Annotated in this window: 17 protein-coding genes; 7 read left to right on the forward strand and 10 right to left on the reverse strand. The window is 55.1% G+C overall.

Annotated features, from left to right (window positions below; all coding sequences use genetic code 11):
- Positions 1-125: 125 nt before the first annotated feature.
- The 3 genes from F605_RS0103820 to hemE form a co-directional block, all read right to left on the reverse strand.
- Positions 126-878, reverse strand: a complete 753-nt coding sequence (locus F605_RS0103820) for a uroporphyrinogen-III synthase (protein ID WP_022864588.1) — start codon at positions 876-878, stop codon at positions 126-128.
- 36 nt (positions 879-914) lie between these two features.
- Positions 915-3,470 carry an FAD-dependent oxidoreductase gene (locus F605_RS11575; protein ID WP_336433109.1) on the reverse strand — a complete coding sequence of 852 codons (2,556 nt, stop codon included), beginning with the start codon at positions 3,468-3,470 and terminating at the stop codon, positions 915-917.
- Between the two features lie 71 nt (positions 3,471-3,541).
- Complete coding sequence (hemE, locus tag F605_RS0103835; RefSeq protein ID WP_022864589.1) at positions 3,542-4,576, reverse strand: uroporphyrinogen decarboxylase; 1,035 nt, start codon at positions 4,574-4,576, stop codon at positions 3,542-3,544.
- A gap of 153 nt (positions 4,577-4,729) precedes the next feature.
- On the opposite strand from hemE, the gene F605_RS0103840 reads away from it, so the two are divergent.
- The 4 genes from F605_RS0103840 to F605_RS0103855 all read left to right on the forward strand — a co-directional run bounded on the left by F605_RS0103840 (position 4,730) and on the right by F605_RS0103855 (position 8,909).
- Complete coding sequence (locus tag F605_RS0103840) at positions 4,730-6,169, forward strand: glutamyl-tRNA reductase (protein ID WP_022864590.1); 1,440 nt, start codon at positions 4,730-4,732, stop codon at positions 6,167-6,169.
- Complete coding sequence (locus F605_RS09755) at positions 6,166-7,281, forward strand: ferrochelatase (protein WP_022864591.1); 1,116 nt, start codon at positions 6,166-6,168, stop codon at positions 7,279-7,281. Before F605_RS0103840 ends, F605_RS09755 begins: the two co-directional genes overlap by 4 nt.
- 19 nt (positions 7,282-7,300) lie before the next feature.
- On the forward strand, positions 7,301-8,041 hold the full coding sequence (gene hemQ, locus F605_RS0103850; protein WP_022864592.1) for a hydrogen peroxide-dependent heme synthase: 741 nt from the start codon (positions 7,301-7,303) through the stop codon (positions 8,039-8,041).
- Positions 8,042-8,291: 250 nt separating this feature from the next.
- The gene (locus F605_RS0103855; RefSeq protein ID WP_081639108.1) at positions 8,292-8,909 is read left to right on the forward strand and encodes a Crp/Fnr family transcriptional regulator; all 618 of its coding nucleotides are present in this window, start codon (positions 8,292-8,294) and stop codon (positions 8,907-8,909) included.
- 216 nt (positions 8,910-9,125) lie between these two features.
- Here F605_RS0103855 and F605_RS10980 read toward each other — a convergent pair whose 3' ends face one another.
- Positions 9,126-10,280, reverse strand: coding sequence for a cytochrome b/b6 domain-containing protein (locus F605_RS10980; protein ID WP_022864594.1), 1,155 nt, complete (start codon positions 10,278-10,280; stop codon positions 9,126-9,128).
- A gap of 132 nt (positions 10,281-10,412) precedes the next feature.
- Positions 10,413-11,699, reverse strand: coding sequence for an adenylosuccinate synthase (locus F605_RS0103865; RefSeq protein ID WP_022864595.1), 1,287 nt, complete (start codon positions 11,697-11,699; stop codon positions 10,413-10,415).
- Between the two features lie 215 nt (positions 11,700-11,914).
- On the opposite strand from F605_RS0103865, the gene cysS reads away from it, so the two are divergent.
- Together cysS and rlmB are read left to right on the forward strand one after the other, a co-directional pair.
- Positions 11,915-13,360: a cysteine--tRNA ligase gene (gene cysS / locus F605_RS0103875; protein ID WP_022864597.1), complete on the forward strand. Its 1,446-nt coding sequence runs from the start codon at positions 11,915-11,917 to the stop codon at positions 13,358-13,360.
- A gap of 8 nt (positions 13,361-13,368) precedes the next feature.
- Positions 13,369-14,358, forward strand: coding sequence for a 23S rRNA (guanosine(2251)-2'-O)-methyltransferase RlmB (gene rlmB, locus F605_RS0103880; RefSeq protein ID WP_022864598.1), 990 nt, complete (start codon positions 13,369-13,371; stop codon positions 14,356-14,358).
- A 111-nt stretch (positions 14,359-14,469) separates the two neighbouring features.
- Here the strand turns inward: rlmB and F605_RS0103885 are convergent, their stop codons facing one another.
- The gene (locus tag F605_RS0103885; RefSeq protein WP_022864599.1) at positions 14,470-15,162 is read right to left on the reverse strand and encodes a hypothetical protein; all 693 of its coding nucleotides are present in this window, start codon (positions 15,160-15,162) and stop codon (positions 14,470-14,472) included.
- A gap of 168 nt (positions 15,163-15,330) precedes the next feature.
- Between F605_RS0103885 and brnQ the strand changes: the two genes are divergently transcribed.
- The gene (gene brnQ, locus F605_RS09765) at positions 15,331-16,773 is read left to right on the forward strand and encodes a branched-chain amino acid transport system II carrier protein (RefSeq protein ID WP_022864600.1); all 1,443 of its coding nucleotides are present in this window, start codon (positions 15,331-15,333) and stop codon (positions 16,771-16,773) included.
- Here the strand turns inward: brnQ and F605_RS0103895 are convergent.
- The 4 genes from F605_RS0103895 to F605_RS0103910 are packed head-to-tail and all read right to left on the reverse strand — an operon-like array spanning position 16,770 to position 20,228.
- On the reverse strand, positions 16,770-17,297 hold the full coding sequence (locus F605_RS0103895) for a hypothetical protein (protein WP_040765060.1): 528 nt from the start codon (positions 17,295-17,297) through the stop codon (positions 16,770-16,772). The genes brnQ and F605_RS0103895 overlap by 4 nt on opposite strands.
- Before the next feature lie 2 nt (positions 17,298-17,299).
- Positions 17,300-17,950, reverse strand: a complete 651-nt coding sequence (locus F605_RS0103900) for a type II secretion system F family protein (protein WP_022864602.1) — start codon at positions 17,948-17,950, stop codon at positions 17,300-17,302.
- Positions 17,951-17,970: 20 nt separating this feature from the next.
- Positions 17,971-19,194, reverse strand: coding sequence for a TadA family conjugal transfer-associated ATPase (locus F605_RS0103905; protein ID WP_022864603.1), 1,224 nt, complete (start codon positions 19,192-19,194; stop codon positions 17,971-17,973).
- Positions 19,191-20,228 (reverse strand): hypothetical protein, encoded by a 1,038-nt coding sequence (locus F605_RS0103910; protein WP_156005250.1) that lies wholly within the window; start codon positions 20,226-20,228, stop codon positions 19,191-19,193. Before F605_RS0103910 ends, F605_RS0103905 begins: the two co-directional genes overlap by 4 nt.
- Between the last annotated feature and the right edge of the window lie 153 nt (positions 20,229-20,381).

Genomic DNA, 20,381 nt, shown 5'->3' on the forward strand with positions numbered 1-20,381 from the left:
TTTATTTTAACAGTTGTGGTCTAGCTAATGCCGCTAGTTAAGGTGTTTTCTGCATACGTTACCCAACGGTTTATAAACGTTAACCAAAATTTCACACCTAAACTGTCAGCTGCTTCAATCCGCAGTTATCGTTCGAGGCAGGAACGTAGCGCCGCAGCCAGCCCGCCTGCATCCGGAGTCTTAGCTACCGCGGTAACTGCTAGCCCTAAATCCTTGGCCACCTGGGCAGAAGGCTCCCCGATACAAACTAGGTGAGGGAGGGCGCGGGCAGGGTCAGTGGCATCGGAACTAAACACCCCAAAGTCAGTGAGGGCGCGCAGGTTAGAGCCAGAAGTAACCGCCACCGCATCGGCTTGGAAATATACTTCCGGACACGCGGAAACCGGCGTCATGGTGTAGAGGGGGCAAACATCGATCTGGTAGCCCTGCTCACTTAAAGCTGCTGTTAAATCGGGTTTGCTTAGCGCCGATCCCGGTAAAAATATCCGACCAGGGGAGGAAGTGCTGGGGGATAAGTCCGCAAAGCGGCGTGCTAAATCGGTAGCATTGCCGCCCGCCTGCAAGGCGACATTCCAACCGGCCTTGCTCGCGGCCTGGGCACTAGCCTTACCTACCGCTGCTACCTGGGGAAAGGTGGTTAGAGGCGGTTCGGTAGCTAACAGTTCTTGTAAATAGGTGACAGTGCGGGCAGAAGTAATAACCACCCAGCTATATTCCCCGCGCTTTAAACGCTGCAGGCAGACGGGAAGTTGCGGGGGTGAAACCGGGAGAGAACGGGTAACCGGAGCGCCAACTACCCGGAAGTCAGGCAATTCCACCTGCAGCTTTTTCGTAAGTGGGCGCGTTGCCGCGGCGGTCAGTGCCACTGTAAACGCCATTGTCGCCCTCCGAAAATAGTTACCCGTTGCCGGTTCTTAGCCGCGCGCCTTAGCAGCGCCCAGGTCAGCGAGCTCGCCGCCACCTGCCTCCAAGAGGGCGCGAGCCACACTTTCACCGAGCTGGTGCGCCTGGTCAAGCATCTCGGCAAAAGTTTTCTCCGGATCCGCCTGCAAGGAATCACTGATGCGCACCTCGCGGGCACCATCCAGGGAAATAATCGCGGCAGTCAGAGTGAGTATCCCCCGCTCCATCTGTGCAAACGCCCCCACCGGCGCGGCACACCCGGCGTTTAGCTCCGCTAACACCGCCCGTTCCGCAGTAGCAGTAAGCGCAGTTGCCAGGTCATTAAGCTCTTCCAGGGCAGCTGCTAAATCGGGGTGGGCTTTAAGCGCCACCTCCGATACCTCCACCGCGAGCGCGCCTTGCGCTGGAGCTGGCAGCACCTGTTCGGGATCGAAACGCTCACTGGCGTAAGCGCCGAGCCCGATTCGATCCAAACCGGCCGCCGCTAAAATCACCGCATCCAGGTCGTGTGCGCCCTGCGAAATTTTCTCGCGTGTCTCCCGGCCATCAGTGAAATCGGCCTGTGGAGCGCTAATACCTTTCACTCTGCCCAGGCGGGTAGGAACATTTCCGCGAATATCCACTATCTTCAGGTCAGGACGTAAAGCTAAAATCTGGGCGGCGCGGCGCGGAGAGCCTGTCCCCACGCTGGCGCCTGGTGGCAAAGTTTCCAAAGTTAAACCGGGAGCGGCGCACAGGGCGTCCCGGGCATCCGCGCGGCTCGGAATCGCCGCAACTTTTAGCCCCGAAACCGGCTGGGTAGGTAAATCTTTAAAAGAATGCACTGCTAAATGGCAGTTTCCCTCCAAAAGCGCCAGGCGTAGTTGCGCGGCAAATACGCCCACTCCTCCTAGTTTTTGTAAAGAGGCGCGAGAAATATCGCCTGCCGTGCGCACTTGCCGTAGCTGCACATTTAGTCCCTGGTCACGCAAAGCGCTAGCCACAGTTTCCGATTGGGTAACTGCCAGGCGGGAGGCACGAGTTCCCAAAACCAAGGCGTCTTCCTCCGCTTCGCTAATCCAGCCGGTACCGCGCAATTTAATGGTTTGCGCCTGGCGGACTACTGCGGCAATCCCGGAACCGGCAACCCAGGATCCTGCCAGTTCCAGACCGGGATAAGCCTGCACCTCTTCCAGCAGCTTGGCGGTCATTTTCCGATGCTTGGGAGTGAAGGGCGGCAGGGAGCCATCCCAGTGAATAATCATCGATCCCAGCAGCTGATCGGGGGAAATCTCCACCCCCAGCAGCCGGGAAGCATCCTGCAATGCCCCCTCGACCGATACCGGAATCTGCGGCCCATTCGCCCAACCATAAGATACTCGGAGCAGATGGTGGCCTTTACCAGCAGCTTCCTCCGCCCAGGGCCATTTGGAAGTGTAGTGGGTGATAGCTTTTGCTCCCACGCAGCCATTTTCAATATCTTCACTGCTCGGGCGCTGGACTAACATTCCCGAACCACGTGGATGGGCATCTAAGGCCGGGCAATCAACAAATAGGGTTACGTGCGCGATCGGCCCGCCCTGCGGGAGCTGACCGACTTCAATACCTGGTACTTTGCGCAGCATCGGCGCAGCTAAATAACCTGGTAAAGCCACTACTACCTGCGGCACGGTGACCGTGACGGTCTCGCCAATATTAATCGGGCTTGCCCCGGGAGTCGCCCCCGATTTGGTGTTAGAAACGATGACCTTCCAGCCTGCTGAGCCGGGCTGATTCGACTCCGCAGCGCCGTCGGCTTCGGCGTCAGATTTCTTATCAACTGGCTCCAGGTCGAGGGCGCGCACATGGGACAAAATCAGCCCCCCGCCCTCTTCAATGCGCTGCGCAAGGGTTTCCACCAGGCGGAACATTCCTCCCTCGGGGGCAAGCACTGCCGGTTTACCCGGTTTCAGTCCCCGCAAACTGGCAACTGCCTGCACCAGGGAGCCATGTTCTTTTAGTGCCGGGCGCAAACCGCGCAACACGGTATCGACGTTTAAGCGGTCGGTGCTGGCGGAGTGAATCCCGCCGGCCACGGGCGCCACTACTTTCTCTAAAACTGCTTTTCCGAGGCGGGCAGTTACCAGATCGGAGACAGTGGCTTCTTCTGCCCCCACTTCCAGACCCATAGTTAAGTCCTGGCGGGCGCGCTCCATTTCTGCTTCACTGAGTGTCTGCACAATCCCGGGGTCATCCAGGCTGGCGGGAATCCCGAGCATTCCATGGGGAATCGGGAGGGCGCCCTCGGGAATACCTGCACGTTTATGGTGGAAAATCCAAGATTTACCCCGGGGAGCCACCACCGGTAAACCTAGTTCGCCGCATAAATCTTTGACTTCGGTAGCTCCGGCCGCGAAAGCCTCCGCACCAATATCGAAAGTAAAGTCCCCAAAACGTCCCGAGCAGATTAGGCCGCCGGGGCGTCCTCGTTCCTCGATCACCGCCACCCGCGCGCCCTGTTTTTGTAGAGTATAGGCGCTGGTTAATCCGGCCAGCCCCCCTCCAATAACCAGAACATCATAATCGGTTAATCCAGCTAGGTCGTGCATTGCATCTCCTTGCCCCAAGCGGTTTTCGAGGCCGTGCGCCCCGGGTAATCCTTCAGCATAGCCTGTCGCGTTTAGCGGGATTCGTGTACCTGGTCGACGATTTCTTGTAAAACCGCCGGATCGGCGTTTGGTGGTACCCCATGTCCCAGGTTGACGATATGGGCGGCGGCTTTCTTGCCTTCCGCTAAAACCTGGTCTACGTGGTCGCGGCGCACCTGGCTAGAGGCAAACAAAATCGCAGGATCGATATTTCCCTGCACCGCGAAGCGGTCTCCCGGGCCATGTTCGATTATTTTTACAGCCTCACCTAGGGGTAGTCGCCAGTCCACCCCGATACATTCGGCACCCGCGTCGCGCATTAAATCCAGCAAGGAGGCAGCCCCCACCCCGAAGTGAATCACCGGTACCCCGTGGGCATGGGCGGAATCAATCACCACCCGAGAATGCTCCCAGCAGTAGGTTTGATAATCCGCGCGTGACAGATCGCCCACCCAAGAATCGAAAACTTGGGCAGTGCGCGCCCCACCGGCAATCTGCGCAGCCAGGAAAGCCGCCGACATATCGGCGCACCAGCGGGCGAGCCGGTTCCAGGCATCCGGATAGGAATGCATAAAAGCCCGCGCCTCCAGGTGATTTTTCGAGCGGGTTTTCCCAATTAGATAGGACGCCAAGGTAAAAGGCGCGGCCGCAAAAGCAATTAGAGGGGTTTCGCCCAGCTCACCGCAGGCAATCTGGGCGGCCTCGGTAATACAATCCGGATCAAAACCCTGATGGCTGGTGAGGCGGTCAACATCCTGAGGCTCCAGGATGGGATCGGCAAAAACTGGACCTTTACCGGGAACAATCTCTACCTCTAAGCCCGCCAGATACAGCGGGGTGACAATATCGGAAAAGAAAATCGCGGCATCCACTCCGTAGCGGCGAACCGGCTGCAAGGTGATTTCGGCAGCCAGGTCAGGGGTGGTGCAGGCAGTGAGCATATCTTTATCGGCGCGCAGGCGGCGATACTCCGGGAGGGAGCGCCCTGCTTGGCGCATAAACCAAACCGGAGTCTTATCAGGGCGCAGCCCGCGAACAGCTTTTAGAAAAGAATTTTGCTCAGACATATTTCCATCATCGCCGGCATTTTTGGCAGGCGCAAGCAAGTGCAGCGAAGAGCGGATGACAGGCTACCTCTCGCAGGCAAGAAACCAGCGTAAATATTTTTCTGACACATTTTCCGCATCTGTCTGTTGTCTAATACCGGGATTCTTGGTGACATGTTGGCAGATTATTTTTCTTTGGCAACGCTCTGTAATGGGAGAATAGAAAAAATTGGGGCGCGGATAAGAGAAAAACCGGCGGATGCTTTTCAAAAAATAAAAAAATGGTCTAATGAGGCCGTGGGTCTTTCCTCCTATTCAGTACATCATCTCCGGCACGGGCTTAGCGCTGTGGCGGCAGCTGCTAGTACCACCGAGGGCCTGCCTGAAGATCTCTTACAACGTTTGCCCGAAGTATTGGGAGTGCTTCCGCTTTCAACCTGTAACCGGGTAGAGATCGTTATTGAAACTGCCCCGGCAATTTCCGAGGAGCAGCTAACCGCGGTAGATGGTTATATTCAATCCCGGCTGGGCACTGTCTGCGAAATTCGCCGTGACCGCCAGGTATTGGAACACCTATTTCGAGTGGCCTGCGGGCTGGACTCTATGGTGGTGGGGGAGCGGGAAATCTCCGGGCAGCTGCGCCGCGCCCTGCGGGTGGCCACCCAAGAGCGGATAGCCTCCGCCACCATTACCCGCGCTTGTCAAGGTGCGCTCACTACCTCCCGCCGGATCGCGCAGCTAACCGGGATTGCCTCCCAGGGGCGTTCAGTAGTGGCCTGCGGCCTCGAAATAGTGACGGAAAGAATAAATCCGCTGGCGGGCACCCCCACGCTTTTGATTGGTACCGGTTCCTATGCGGGAGCAGCAGTGGCGGCGCTGCGTGCCAAAGGCGTCCAAGATATCGCGGTTTATTCCACTTCTGGACGGGCTGAACGTTTCGCTTACGGCCACGACTTGCAACCGGTAGCCAAGGATCAGCTGGTGGCGGCGTTAGAAGCTGCCACTTTGATTGTTACCTGTCGGGGCATGGGGTCTCCGGTGCTCACTAAAGAGGAAGTGCAGCGGGCTTTAGCGCTCTCTAGTGGTGAAAAAACTATTCTCGATCTAGCGTTGCAAACCGATATTGAGGACGGGGTCGCCGAATTAGAACGGGTACGAGTAATCAACCTAGAAGAAATCAGCGCCCAGGTACCGGAAGCAGGAAAAGCGCAGGTTAAGCGAGCAGAAGAAATTGTGGCCGAGGGTGTAGAAGAAGCCGAAGCCCTGCTAGCCGACCGCCAAATGGATTCGGTAGTGGTAGCGTTGCGCGACACCTTCCGCGAAGTATTAGCCGATGAAGTTGCGCATCTACCGAAGGGGGAGACCATTCCTCGCGAAGACGTTGAATACGCGCTGCGTCACCTGGCGGCGCGCCTGGCACATATCCCTACTATCAATGCCCACCGCGCCGGCCGCGAGGGGATGGGGCGGCAATACGTAAACGCCCTCCAGCAGGTGTGGGGATTGGATCTGGATGCGCCGCAAGCTCAACCAGATAAATCGCAAGTTTGCCCGGTAACCGGCTTGAGCGTAGATGATTTAAAACAGGAAACCCCCGACGAGGAGGGACAGTGAGTCAGGTTCTTTCCCAATACGATGCGGTGATGCTGGTCAGTTATGGCGGGCCGCGACAAATGGAGGATGTGTTGCCGTTTATGCGCAACGCGACCTCTGGGCGGGGAGTTCCCGACGAACGCCTAAAACAGGTCTCCACCCACTACGGACGTTTCCACGGAATCAGCCCCATAAATGCGCGTAACCTGGAAATCCGTCGCGCCCTCGAGCTAGAACTCAGCCGGCGCGGAGACGAAATCGAAGTCGTAATCGGGAACCGCAATTGGCATCCCTTTATTCACGACACCCTCTGTGACCTGGCGATGCGGGGACTTACCCGGGTGCTGTGTATTTTTACCTCCGCCTATGTTTGCTATTCGGGATGCCGACAGTATCGGGAAGACTTAGCAGCTGCAAAAGCCCAGCTACAAGTCCAGGACTTATCGCTGGAACTGGACAAAGTGCGGGCCTACTACACTACCGAAGGTTTCGTGAGCGCCTATACGAAACGCCTGGTAAAAGCAGTGCGCACCATGGAAGAAAATACTGGACGGATTCCTTACGTAGCGTTTGTGACCCACTCGATTCCTCGCGCCATGCAGGAATGCTCCGGCCCTGCCGATCACTCTCGCCCTGATTATCAAAGGCAGCACCAGCAAGTATGTGCCGAGGTGGCAGCGCGAGCCAGTAAAGAACTAGGGCGCGAGCTACCTTGGGATTTGTCCTTTTGCTCCCGCTCGGGGCCGCCCCAAATGCCCTGGCTAGAGCCGGATATTAATGACCGGCTGACGCAGCTAAAAGCTGAGGGGGTAACGGACGTAGTCTGCGTACCTATCGGGTTTATCTGTGATCATATGGAAGTGGTTTATGACCTGGATACCGAGGCCAAGGAAACCGCAGCCCAGCTGGGGCTTAACTATTTACGCGTGCCTACGGTCGGCACTGATCCCGATTTTATAGGGACGCTCGCAGATTTGGTGACCGAGCGCGCCCAGGAAAAGGCAGGAGACGAGGTGGTCTATACCCCAGATGCCCTGGAGCCCGGGTGGCCGGCTTGGGCTCCGCCAGGAGATTCCCGGGTCAGCAAGCACGGAGCTGACCTACCCGTTGAGTTTGAAATAAAACAAAATTAGCAAGCCAAAGGAGAAAATAATGGCTCACCCGATGCCCAATGATGTGTCCCCCGATCCTCGCGATCATAAGGTGGATCCTGACGAAGTAAATGCCCGCAACAACTTTTCTATGCACGCGGTTTTCGAACTAGCCTTGCCGCTACCTGCCGAAGAAGCCGAGCGAGCCGCCATGGCGCGCGAACTAGAGGAAACCATCTCCGAATTGGGGGTAACTGTACGCGGCTGGTATGACGTTGCTGGCTACCGCGCCGACGCTGACCTGATGTTCTGGTTCCTGGATGAATCCAATGACAAGCTGCAAGATGCCTACCATGCGGTATTGAACTCGCGGCTAGGAGCCCACCTGGTACCGGTGTGGTCCATTATGAGCGCTCATATGACCGCCGAATTCAATAAGCCCCACCTGCCGGCCTGTTTCGGGGGTTGGGCGCCGCGCGCTTATGCGGCGGTTTACCCCTTCGTGCGTTCCCTCGAGTGGTATTACCTGCCGAAGGCTAAGCGCAGCGCCATGCTTGCCGAGCATGGACGCAATGGGGCCGGCTACCTGGATGTAGCGGTTTCGACCTTGGCTACTTTCGCGCTTAATGATTACGAGTGGTCAGTGACCCTAGAGTCCGATGATATTAACCGGGTAATGGGAGTGCTGCGTCAGCAGCGCGATTGTGAAGCACGCCTGCATGTTCGCCAGGATACGCCCTTCTATACCGGCAAGCGGATGGAACTAGCGGAATGGATCCAGCGGCAAGCTACTGAAAAATAGTTAGTTTCGCCTTGCTTAAAAGCTGGTTACTTCCGGACAGAAGTCCCAGTTCTAAGCCAGCTCATTGCTAGCGGAGTAAAGTAGTTACCACACTCAGACTCTCGGGTGGCATAAGTCACAACAAACGAGTAATGTGGAATCGGTGTCTATGGTTCGCCGTCTGTCTAGATTTTTGTAAGGAGTGATTAGCTTGGATTCGTCCTTTTTAGCTAGAGTCCCCCTGTTTGAGGGACTCGATCAGGAAGCGCAGATGCGCCTGTTCTCAATGATGGGGCAAACCACCTTGCGCCGCGGGGAAAACCTATTTGAAGAGGGCGATGATGGTGACCGCTTGTATATCGTGGCCGAGGGCAAAATAAAACTATCGCATCAGTCCGTAGATGGCCGCGAGAACCTGCTGGCGGTGTTAGGACCCGGGGAAATCCTGGGAGAGCTAACCTTGTTTGACCCCGGGCAGCGTTCTACTACTGCTACCGCGGTTTCTCCCGCTCGCTTGGTGTTCCTAAACCATAGTGACCTGATGGTTTTCCTAGAGGACAACCCCTCGTTAGCGAAACATATGCTCAAAGCGCTGGCAAAGCGCCTGCGTCGCACCAATGAGGCTCTAGCTGACCTGGTGTTCTCGGATGTGCCCGGCAGGGTAGCCAAGGCGCTCCTGGATCTGGCAGACCGTTTCGGGATTCGCACCGAGGACGGGATTCACGTTCCTCACGACCTCACTCAAGAAGAGTTAGCTCAGCTGGTGGGGGCATCGCGGGAAACTGTGAACAAGTCCTTGGCCGAGTTTGTGAACCGCAATTGGATTCGTCTGGAGGGACGCGCAGTCACCTTGATTGATATTGATCGTTTGGCGCGACGCGCCCGCTAGGATTGGGGAAAAATACCTAAAAACTGACGCTTAACAAGGTTTTGGGGGCGGCAATCTTTATGGTTGCCGCCCCCAACGTTTGGTAAAACATGAAGGGAACCAGGGTTAATCTTTAAAACCAGAACCAGTTTTGACACCTAGATATGGTTGTCTTCCCCGGGATTGCTTAGCCAGCGCTGATCTTGAGGGAAACCAAGGTGGCGCCAAGGTGAAACTCTAGTCTTGCTGCGAACTGCTATCTTCCGCTGCTTTCACCTTGCGCTCAATCAGATAATCTTTGCGTCCCGCGCGGCGCGCACTGTGTGACAGGAAGGCCATTGCCAGCAGGATCAAACCCGCCATTAGCAGCATTCCCGATCCGCCTGACCAAGCCAAGTGATGCGCGATATTGGAAGGAAGTGCCTGATAGAAGTGATTTTGCTGGCCAGCATTATCCAGGGCGGTTAGTAACGGCTGCAAACCGTTGGCAGTTTGTTCCGGAACTGCCAAGAAGAACGCTCCCCCTACTGTCAAGGCCAAGCCAGTAATGAAAGCACCCAAAGAAGAGAACCGGGCTATCAGCGCCAGTAGGAAGACCATGATGATCGCCACTACAACTTCAACCCATTGACCGGCATTCAAACTGGAGGCGGGTAGCAAAACATCTCCACCGCGGGTACGCAAACGGGTGGCGACATCCAGAATTAGGTACCAGGTAATCGGAACCAGCACTAAAAACAGCAATAGCGACCAGATATGCGCTGCTGCCCGCGAGGGAACTGTAGGCTTGACCGTGGCGCCGTCAAAAATAGTATCTTCAAAACTCTTTTGCCGCTCAGCAGTGGTTAACAATTCCTCCGGTTCGGTTTCCTCTACCGAATCCCAGTGGGGCGCCTCCTCTGCGACTGGCTCGGTTGGCTCGTCGGAGCTGTTCAGCAAAGAATAACGCCGGTCAGCGGTGCTTTCCACTTCGCTAGGAGGAACAGGCTCCACCTCGGAATTATCATCGTCGACCTCGCGATTACGTGCGATCAGTGACTTACGTTCGGGAGCTGGGGAAGGGGAGTCAATAGCGTCTTCCGCAGCTGTCGAAGACGGAAGTATTTCTGCTGACTCGTCCTCGTCAATAGCGTCCGCTTCCTGGCTTTCCGCGGTACCCGCAATCATGCTATCGGTATGCTCTAGCTGCTGTGCAGGCAGATTTTCTTGGTTTGCTGAAGCTGTCTCCGAGCTGAGGCCGTCCCCCGCTATCAGGGAGTCGTTACCAGAGTGGGAAGCAGCGTGATGCTCGCCGGGGATCAAAGTATCTTCGGGAGCCTGCTCTTCTTCGCCTTCTTCTCCTACGAACCAAGTTCGGGTGGTGAAGTCGTTATCCGGCTCGTTCTTGCTCATCTGACCTCCAACGAAATCGCGTAGTCTATACAACAGCCACGATAGATTATGAGAGCAGATTTCGCGGGAGACCGCGCCGCGCAACTAAAAAATAGTGGCGCGTGGTAAGCAGTTAAGTTAGTGGCAGAAATGCTAGTCCAGTAGCTGATGACGCACGATAGTAGCGGCGCGATCCGCTCCCACTCCCACTACACTAATGCGGCGGCCGGAAAGTTCCTCTAGGCGGTGAATGTATTCCTGTGCCTTGGTCGGTAGATCTGCGAAGGTCTCACAGCCGGTGATATCTTCTTTCCAACCAGGTAGCATCTCGTAAATCGGCTGGGCATGATGGAAAGCAGTCTGATCGGCAGGGAGCTCCTCGAAACGCTGACCATCAACGTCATAGGCGACGCAAACCGGAATTTCATCGTATTTCGAAAGTACGTCCAGCTTGGTAATCACCAAATCGGTGAGGCCATTGACCCGAGCGGCGTAACGAGCAACTACGGAATCAAACCAGCCGGTACGCCGCGGACGTCCGGTAGTTACTCCGAACTCTCCACCCGCCTGACGCAAGTCCTCGCCCTCTTTACCAAAAAGTTCGGTGGGGAAGGGGCCTTCCCCTACGCGAGTGGTGTAAGCCTTCGCAATCCCGATAACTCGGTCGATACGAGTCGGTCCGATTCCGGATCCGGAGCAGGCGCCTCCTGCGGTACAAGACGAGGAGGTCACGAAGGGATAGGTCCCATGGTCAATATCGAGCATAGTGGCCTGACCGCCCTCTAAGAGGATGGTTTCTCCACGATCTAAGGCCAGGTTCAGCTCGGTGGTGCAGTCAAAAACCATGGGGCGTACTTTATCGGCATAAGAAAGCAACTGATCAGAAATAGTCTCCGGGTCAATAGGTTCTTCGGAGAACTGTTTTTCAATCACAAAGTTCTTACCCGACAGAGCGGAGCGAACTTTCTGCCGCAAGATTGATTCGTCAAAGAGATCCTGGATGCGCAGGCCAATCCGGTTCATCTTATCCGCATAGGTAGGTCCAATCCCGCGACCGGTAGTACCAATCTTGCGTTCGCCCAAAGACCGCTCTGCCAGTCCATCCATCACCTTGTTATAGGGCGGAATGATATGAGCGTTGAGGGAAACCTTTAGTCGGGAACAGTCGACCCCAGCTTCCTCGAGCATCTGGATTTCCGCGAACATGACTTCCAGGTCAACAACCACTCCGTTACCGATGACTGGAGTTACCGTGGGGGAGAGGATGCCGGCAGGAATCAGGTGCAAACCAAACTTTTGATCGCCCACTACAATGGTGTGACCAGCATTATTGCCGCCATTAAACTTCACCACCCAGTCAACGCTCTGGCCAACTAGGTCGGTGACTTTACCCTTTCCTTCGTCTCCCCATTGGGCTCCGACAACAATCAGTGCGGGCATGAACTATTCCTCTCGAATAAGGATTTTTGCAAGGCCGCCGGCGAGATTTACTCGGCAGCGTTTGCACTCTTACTATCTGAGTTTATCCGTCTTGCGCTCTCGGCGGTAGCTGCGCAGCTTTTCCTGAAAAATTCCACTGTCCTCAAAAAGCAGACGCGGGAGTCTAAAACTGCGGAAACTTCGGGCAAAAGGGTGCTTGCCGATAGCATGGGAACATGAGCCTTGGCATTTATGATTCTGCCCGTCACTGCATCGTGGACTTTGAGCCGGTGAAAGCCGGACACGTAGGGATTTACCTATGTGGAGCTACCGTGCAAGGGTCTCCCCACATTGGACATGTGCGTTCGGCAATCGCTTTTGATGTGCTGATCCGGTGGCTGCGCCGCAGTGGTTATCAGGTTACCTATGTGCGTAACGTGACCGATATTGACGACAAGATCTTGAATAAATCCGCGGAGGCCGGCTGGGACTGGTGGGCTTGGGCCTATCGTTTCGAGCAAGAGTTTGCCGCCGCCTATCGCGCTCTGGGAGTGTTGCCTCCCACCTATGAACCGCGCGCCACCGGGCAAATTCCCGAACAAATCGCCCTCACTCAGCGGCTAATAGATGCTGGTCACGCCTATAGTGACGGTAACGGTAATGTCTATTTCGATGTTAAATCGCTAAAGGATTATGGCTCGCTGACCCGGCAAAAGCTTTCTGATATGCGCACGACCGAGGACGAAAGCCAAATCGATAGCCAGATTGAGGCGGGCAAACGCGACCCGCGCGACTTCGCCCTCTGGAAAGCCGCAAAAGAAAGCGAACCCGAAACCGCCAAGTGGGATTCGCCCTGGGGTAAAGGGCGTCCCGGCTGGCATCTAGAGTGTTCGGCAATGTCCCGGCGCTACCTGGGCGAGGCCTTTGATATTCACGGTGGCGGAATCGATCTGCGATTCCCGCATCACGAAAATGAACAGGCGCAATCCCATGGTGCTGGTTGGCCCTTCGCTAAATACTGGATGCATAACGCCTGGGTAACTATTAAGGGTGAAAAAATGTCGAAATCGCTCGGCAACTCCCTGGTGGTTTCCGAAATTTTGAAAACTACCCCGGCAGCGGTGTTACGGCTGGCGCTGGGAACTACCCACTACCGTTCGACCGTGGAATATTCCCCGGAAACCCTGGAGCAGGCCGGCGAAACTTGGAATAAATTTTCCAGTTCCCTGGCGCGTTTTGCCCAGGCGGCTCCCGAGATCGCTCAGGCCAGCGCCCAGGAGCTAGCAGAGGTCTCCCTGCCGGAAGCTTTTTGTGAAGCCATGGATGACGATCTTAATATCGCGGCCGCTCAAGCGGTGGTACACGAGAAAATCAAGCAGGCAAATACCGCTTTTGAAAGCGGAAAAAATGACGAGGGCGCGCAGGTAGCGATCCAGATTCGTGCCATGCTAGAGATATTGGGGCTTGACCCTCTCTCGGCGCAATGGCGGGAAGCGGACATTGGTAACGATTCTGCCGCCGCCGCTGCCTTGGAAAAGCTGGTTGCTGACCAGCTGGAACAGCGGGTTCAAGCACGTAAAGAAAAGGATTGGGCGCGCGCGGACGGGATACGCGACCGCTTAAGCGCGGCCGGGATAGTTATTGAGGATGGAGCCAGCGGCTCCACTTGGCATTTAGGTTAGGGGTTGAGATGGCAGTTCGCGGAGATCACCACGGCAGAATGAAGCGTACCGATAAGAAGGGTGCTCCTAAGGGTAGTGGGGGCAATAAACGCGGCTTGCGGGCGAAAGGACCGACCCCGAAAGCGGAAAATCGTCCCTATCACGCAGCTTATCGCGCTCGGATTCAGAAAGAGCGGCGGGAAGAAACCCAAGCAGCCCAACGCAAAGCGCGTGCCAAACGTTCCCTGATCCAGGTGCGGCGCGGGCATCAACTGATTGCCGGACGTAACCCGGTATTGGAGGCCCTGCAATCTGATATCCCGGTTACCCGGGTGTTCGTGGCAGGTAACCTGGCGGCTAATAAGAAACTTTCCCTGCTGCTGAGCAAAGCCAGTGCGCAAGGGGCCCCCATAGTGGAAGTCCCGCGCTCCGACCTAGATTTAGCTACCGAGGGTGCAGTCCATCAAGGCGTCGCCCTGGAGGTGCCTGAGTTTGAGTACACCGATCTCGCTGAGCTATTTGAAAATGCCGAAAAAAATAACACCAAGCCACTGATCGTGATGCTAGATGGGGTAACCGACCCCCATAATCTGGGGGCGATTGTGCGCAGTTCCGCTGCCTTTGGGGCTAGCGGGGTAGTGATTCCCGGTAGGCGTAGCGCCTCGATGAATGTAACTGCCTGGAAAGCTTCTGCGGGAGCTGCCGCGCGCCTGCCGATTGCCCGAGTGTCTAATCTGGTAAACGCGATTAAGCAGTGCAAAGAACAAGGCTGTTTCGTGCTGGGACTAGACGGCGGCGGTACCTCCTCGGTGCGCGAATCCGGTTTGGCAGATGGTCCTTTAGCGCTAGTTACCGGAGCTGAGGGCGAGGGTATCTCCCGCTTGGTGAAGGAAAACTGTGATCTGCTTACTCGAATCGAGATTTCCTCCGAGGTGGAATCTTTAAATGCCGCGGTCGCCACGGGGATTGCCCTATTCGAAGTAGCAGCAGTGCGGCGGGAAAAAGCCGCAGAAAACTAGCGATCAATCTTAGCGGCTTCAACGAGGTGGTGCCGCTAGTGCGTCCTCGTAACTAAGAGTTTTATTGTCGCTTGCCCGGTACCAACCCAAACTTGCGGAGGCCGCGCTTGCTTAAGAGTTGTAACCCAGCAGCCGGAGGGTGGCGACCACGGTACAGACAATCGCAAATAAGCTCGCTAAAGCGCAGAATATGCGGGGCCAGAGGGGAGTAACTTTCTTGCGCCAAAGATAAAACAGCAGTACTAAAGCGAAGATTCCCAGGAAGAACCCGAGAGGAATCAGCAGGGCAGTAGAGCTGCACGCTATCCCAAACGCAATCGGTAAGAAATAGGACAGGAAGTTATGCCGGATGCGTTCGGAGCTGATTAGCGACTCGATTTTACTGTCCAAAAAATCTGATCTTACGGGCGCAGCAGGCACAGTTTCTCCCCATCCCACCAATTCACCATATTTACGCAGCAGGCGAGCGTCCTCCAGGCGAACCCGGGCGGCGGCCTTTCCCCAGGGGGCTGCGGTATTTTCGGCAGCTGCTGCCGCTTGAATCACTTGTGCCCCATTTCCAGCTTTAATCACTGTCATATCCGCATCGGCGATAGCTACCACCTGTTGAGGATCTCCCAGATAGGTATAAAGCTGCTCTAAGGTATAGGGCGCGGGTAAGGAAGCGTTATCCTCCATTTCCGTTACCGCCAGCCGAACTGCCCCAATTATTTGGTTCCGACGCAGGATCGGGGTGAGGGAAAGTAGGGATGCTAAGGTCTGAAAATACTGATCAAGTGGGGAAAGTTGCGCTTGGGTCTGCAAGCATCTCACCTCACCTGCTTCAGAAAAACACGCCAAGTAGGCGCAATTGTAAACATGTTGCTGAAAATATGTTAACCCAGTATCCCAGAATGAAAGATTCTTTTTGAATAGCAGCTGGTCTTTGCGAAACTGGAACAGTTAAAAAAATAAGAGTGGGGATTTCACACAATGAATAGCAAGACACGTGTTCTCAATGTGCTGGTTACGGGATTGGCGCTGTTCGCCATGTTTTTCGGGGCTGGCAACCTGATTTTTCCGGTAATGATTGGGGTGGAATCGGGAGTTGAACAAGTTCCCGCCACTATTGGCTTTATGCTTACCGGCGTGCTGCTGCCCATGGCTGGCATGATTGCTGCCGCTACCTCTTCTTCCGGAGTGCTGGGGATTATTGAACGCATGTCCCACTACCCAGGGCTAGTGTTTTGCTGGTTGATCTTTTTGTCGACCGGGATGCTATACGCGATTCCGCGTACCGCTGCCGCTTCTTTTTCGATGTCATTCCAGGCCTCCACGGGGGACTCGCACCTGGCACTATTTATTTACACTCTGGTATTTTTCGGCATCGCCGGTTACCTGTGTTTAAATCCGCGTAACGTCTTGGATCGCATCGGAGGAATCTTGACCCCAGCGCTGCTGATCTTGTTGGCAGTGATCATTATTACTGCGGTGGCTACTATGTCGCCTTCGGAGGCAGATCCGATTGAAAAATACGCTTCCACCCCCACTTTGAAGGGTATCTTTGACGGTTACGGCACTTTGGATGCCATCGCCTCCTTCGTATTCGGGGTAGTGATTATTCGTGCGCTGCGGCAAAAAGGCTTCCAACCCGGCAGGCAGCTATTCGGAGTTACCGCCCTTTCGGGAGTGATCGCCGCTTTCTTCCTCGGGCTGGTCTATTTTGGACTGTCGATGGTGGGTTCACGTGTGGGACGCCTAAACCCCGACGTTAAGGACGGTGGAGAAGGCCTAGCATTCGCAGCGCAGCACTTGTTTGGACCTGCCGGCAGGGTAGTATTGGGCGCCATCGCTATCTTGGCTTGCCTAACTACCGCCATTGGTCTAGTCGAGGCTTCCACTCAGTTCTTTAGGGGATTGTTCCCGCAGATTTCGCGTCCAGTATGGGTAGTGCTACACGTGATTATTTCTTTAGCGATCGCTAACCTAGGGTTAGAGGCATTGGTGAACGTGATTGTTCCGGTAATGATGTTCTGCTACCCCATCACCATCATGCTGGTAGTTACCTGTATCCTGGATATTTTCATTCCTGGTCACATGTTCTGGGCTTACCGTTTATCGGTCTGGGTAGCAGGTATCTTCGGTCTCTTTGATGGCTTGAAGGCTGCTGGGGTATTGGAGAATTGGATTGACACCACCATTCCGTTGGCGTCGCTAGGGTTGGGTTGGCTAATCCCCTCCCTGGTTATGCTGGTCCTCGGACTGATTATCGATATCGCCCAAGGCCGAATGAAGCAGGCTTATGATTATGACGCGGTGGCGCGCGAACGCAACCAATCTTTGGTAAGTGCTGGCTTAGCGTTCAATGAAGATGAACTAGATGAAGTCGCCGCGCCGCAGGAAAACGCGACCGAAAAATCCGATTCGGACAACTAAAGGTTTTCTAGGCCTGCCAATATTACCGGCACTATTCCCAGGAGGATAAATGCCGGTAACTGACAGATACCTAAGGGAATAACTAACCGTACCGAGAGTTTTTGGGCAGCCTGGCGGGCGCGTTGGTCTTTACTGGCGCGTACCCGCCCTCCGGCTCCTTTCAACAGTGTTTCTGGCGCCACTCCATCTTTCCAAGCAGGTTCGAGTGCCGCAGATAGATACTGCGCCCACTCGGGACAGGTATCCCCACGTTGCAACAAACTCCAAGCGGAGTTCCATTCGACTCCCAAGATCAACGCGCGCGAAACCGCTGCCAGACGAGGTTCTCCAGTGGCAGTTGCCAGAGCGCTTAAGACTCGCGGAATGGCGGCGCCCCCTGCCAGCCCGGCACTTGCCAAGTCCAGAATTACTGCCGGATCAATAGCCTTACCTTCAGTATTTTCACGGCCAGATTTGCGTGGGGGAACCGCGGGCAAAAACCAGGGTAGGGCGCCCCAAAAAACCCAGATTCCCAAGATAAACATTTTCACGCCTTTTCAGCTTGCGCTACTAAACGAAACATCCAAAACATCCCGGTCAACAGCGCGATCAAGCCGGCAAAGGCGCTGATAGTTCCTAACCCGCCTGCGAATATTGCATTTAGCGGATTGGCTCCTAGCAGGGATCCCAGCGCGATTCCTCCCAAAGGTAAGATCCCCAAAATAGTGGCGGAAGCCTTCGGGGCTGTCAATGCCAGTTTCCGGGCGCGTGCGGCATTAGCCGCTTCAGTAAGGGAATCAGCACAACCAGTTAACACTTCCGATAAGGGCGCACCGACTGCCTCGGAAAAACGGATTGCCGCCAGGAGACCGGTCAAAGCAGCCTGCTCCCAAGATGTTAAATATGGTTCGATCGCAGCTTGAATGTCTGTGGAACTGGCAGTTTTCGGAGGTGAAAACCCGTTACGCGGCAAACTTTTTACCCAGGCAGACTCAGGATCAGCACCGGCATTTAGGCGACTCGCGACCTCGACGACTGCCGCTGCTAGTTGAGGTTTAGGTTTGAAACGTCGCCTTAAAAACCCGGCAAATTTCCTGATGTAACCAGCCATTTTCGGCAGAGGCAGGCGGCGGTTTTCCAGTGGACGAGGATCAGGTAGATGCCAAGGCAGCCCTCCAAATGTTAGAAAAAGTCCCATTAAGGTCGCAGTTTTCCAGCTCAAGATACCTCCGCAAGATGATCCAAATCCATATCTACCAGTTCTGATAGTTTTCGGTATCCCGCACCCCGCAGTAACTGTCCGGCAGAAGTAACTTTGAGCGCTAGCTGCGCTGCCAGGTGGGAATGATCCCAAATAGGCACCCCGACCTCGGAGATATAGCGTCGCGTGCTTCCCTGTTCCGTTAAACGGCGAATCTGTAAAAAGGCATCTACCCCGGCTATCACCTGTGCCCCTACGGTAGATTCCGGCATTAATGCCAACGCTCCCAGTGCCACTAAACGGGCGGGAACCTCGGTAACCGCATTGGCGTGTACTGTAGCCCAGGTACCTTCGTGCCCCGTGTTCATAGCGGAAAGCACTTCGCGCACCTCCGAGCCACGGCATTCTCCCAGTACAATCCGATCTGGACGCATCCTCATAGCCGCTCGCACCAGGGTAGACATCGGAACCGCGCCTACCCCTTGCACATTAGCGCTGCGTTCTTGCAAATGAACTAGGTGGGGGTGGGAAGGGAAAAGCTCGGAGACTTCCTCGATACAAACAATCCGCTGATTTGGGGGCACCAATTCCAAAAGGGCAGATAGCAGTGTGGTTTTCCCTGAACCGGTTGACCCGGAAATAAAACAGGAAGCTCGTCGGGAAATTAACGCCGTCACTACCGGCGCTAACGCCGTAGATACGGTTCCCGATTCCACCAATTGGGTAAAGTTTAGACCTTTAGCTCGCGGGCATCGCAAAGAAATAACCGGATAGGGACTAGCTAAAGGAGGCAATACCGCGTGCAGGCGGATCCCGCCAGGGAGAGTTCCATCCGCGATTGGTGCCGCATCATCGAGACGTTTTCCCGCAGCTCCAGCGAGCCGGACTGCTAGGGATCGCAGGTTAGCAGGGGAACCAAAATTTAGTTTGGTCTTGCAAAGACCGCGACCGCTATCGACCCACACTTGCTGCGGTCCATTGATCAAAACATCGGTGACCTGTGGATCTTGTAATAGGGCAGCAAGATGGGGGCCAAATCCGCTCAATTGAGAGTTCATAGCTGCCAAGTTTCCCAGTAGCTGCGCCGTCCCTGCCGTCGGCGCGCTTTCCCGGCGGATTACCTCTGCCGGAGCTGTACCCGAGGCCACCAGCAGGCGGGGATCCCGGTTAATTTGGGAATCTGGCGGCTGCGAGACTGTCCCTCTAGTTAGGGCTAGACGCCATTTTTTAAAAGCGTTCATGCCGCAGCCGCCAAAATATTTCGCAGGAGCTGTGCCAGGTTTATTTGCAAACTTTTCGGCCACAAAGTACCCAAGCCTTGATCTTGCAGCCGTTTTAGTTCCCGACAATGCGGCACGGAAAAACTTTGATTGACGCTGGTAGCGGAAACAATTCTGGCTGGGACCCGATTATTTATTATCGGTATGCGCTGGCGGTGCAGTTGTAGCAGCAGTTGCCGATTAACCGCTGTCTGTGGGTAATTCCTGACTACCAGTGTTTGCCCAGATAAATCGTTTAGGCGTTCCACAGAATCGAGCAGCCCCCAATCGATGACCACCAGCGCAAATGCACGAACCAACAAAGAAAAAATATGGGAAATATGGTCGGGATTAGTGCGGTAAAGCTGAAGAAAACGCGTATTTTGTACCACGGGGAGGATCTCGCGTAAGCGAGAAACCAGCAGGTCTGCCTCCAGATCGCGAGAGGAAAAGTTACAAATAGCGGGAAATCCGAGTTTGCGCATCTCCGGTGAATGTCGACGCGAAAACGAGTCGGGGAGGGAACAGCTGGCATCCACAAAAACGGAGTTCTTAGCACCGTTTGCCAATCCGAAAGCAATGGTGGAGGTGCCGCTTTTTGGCTGTAATCCGAAAACATTGAGGATGCGTCCTCGCTCGGGATAACAGTACTGGTCGACCTGCGAGAGAAAAGCTATTACCTGGGAAGGAAGCTGAAAAATCCCGGGAGATTGCCGGGCAACTCCGGGAAGGGAGATGCCACCTACAGACGGAGGAGCCGGGTTGGGTGAAAAATCTGCGTGAACTACGGGAAGCGGGAAGGGCAACCAATTTAAATCGGCGCTAGGAGGGCAAATAATCGTACTTAAGCTAGCGGCAGAAGGTGGCAGGTGAGTGGTGAAACGAATACCAGCAACTCCGAGTACCTGGGACAGAAATTGCAGCTGTCCGGGGATAAATTCCCACAGCAGGCAGGTGGAATCTGTGTGGGCAGGTATTTGTCTAGTGGGCACAGGTATTTGTAGAACTTTTGGCACGACCGGCTCCTGCAGTTTGTTGGCGAAATCAAACCTAGATTTAGTGATAGGGAGCAGGGGAAACAAATACAAAAGCTGCTTGCCTAGGATAGTGGGACGCTAGCTACTCTTGGGGACAAACCTGGAGGGGAGGGGAGAGAATCGCGTCATAGG

Source organism: Varibaculum cambriense DSM 15806 (assembly GCF_000420065.1).
GTDB classification, from domain to species: Bacteria; Actinomycetota; Actinomycetes; order Actinomycetales; family Actinomycetaceae; genus Varibaculum; species Varibaculum cambriense.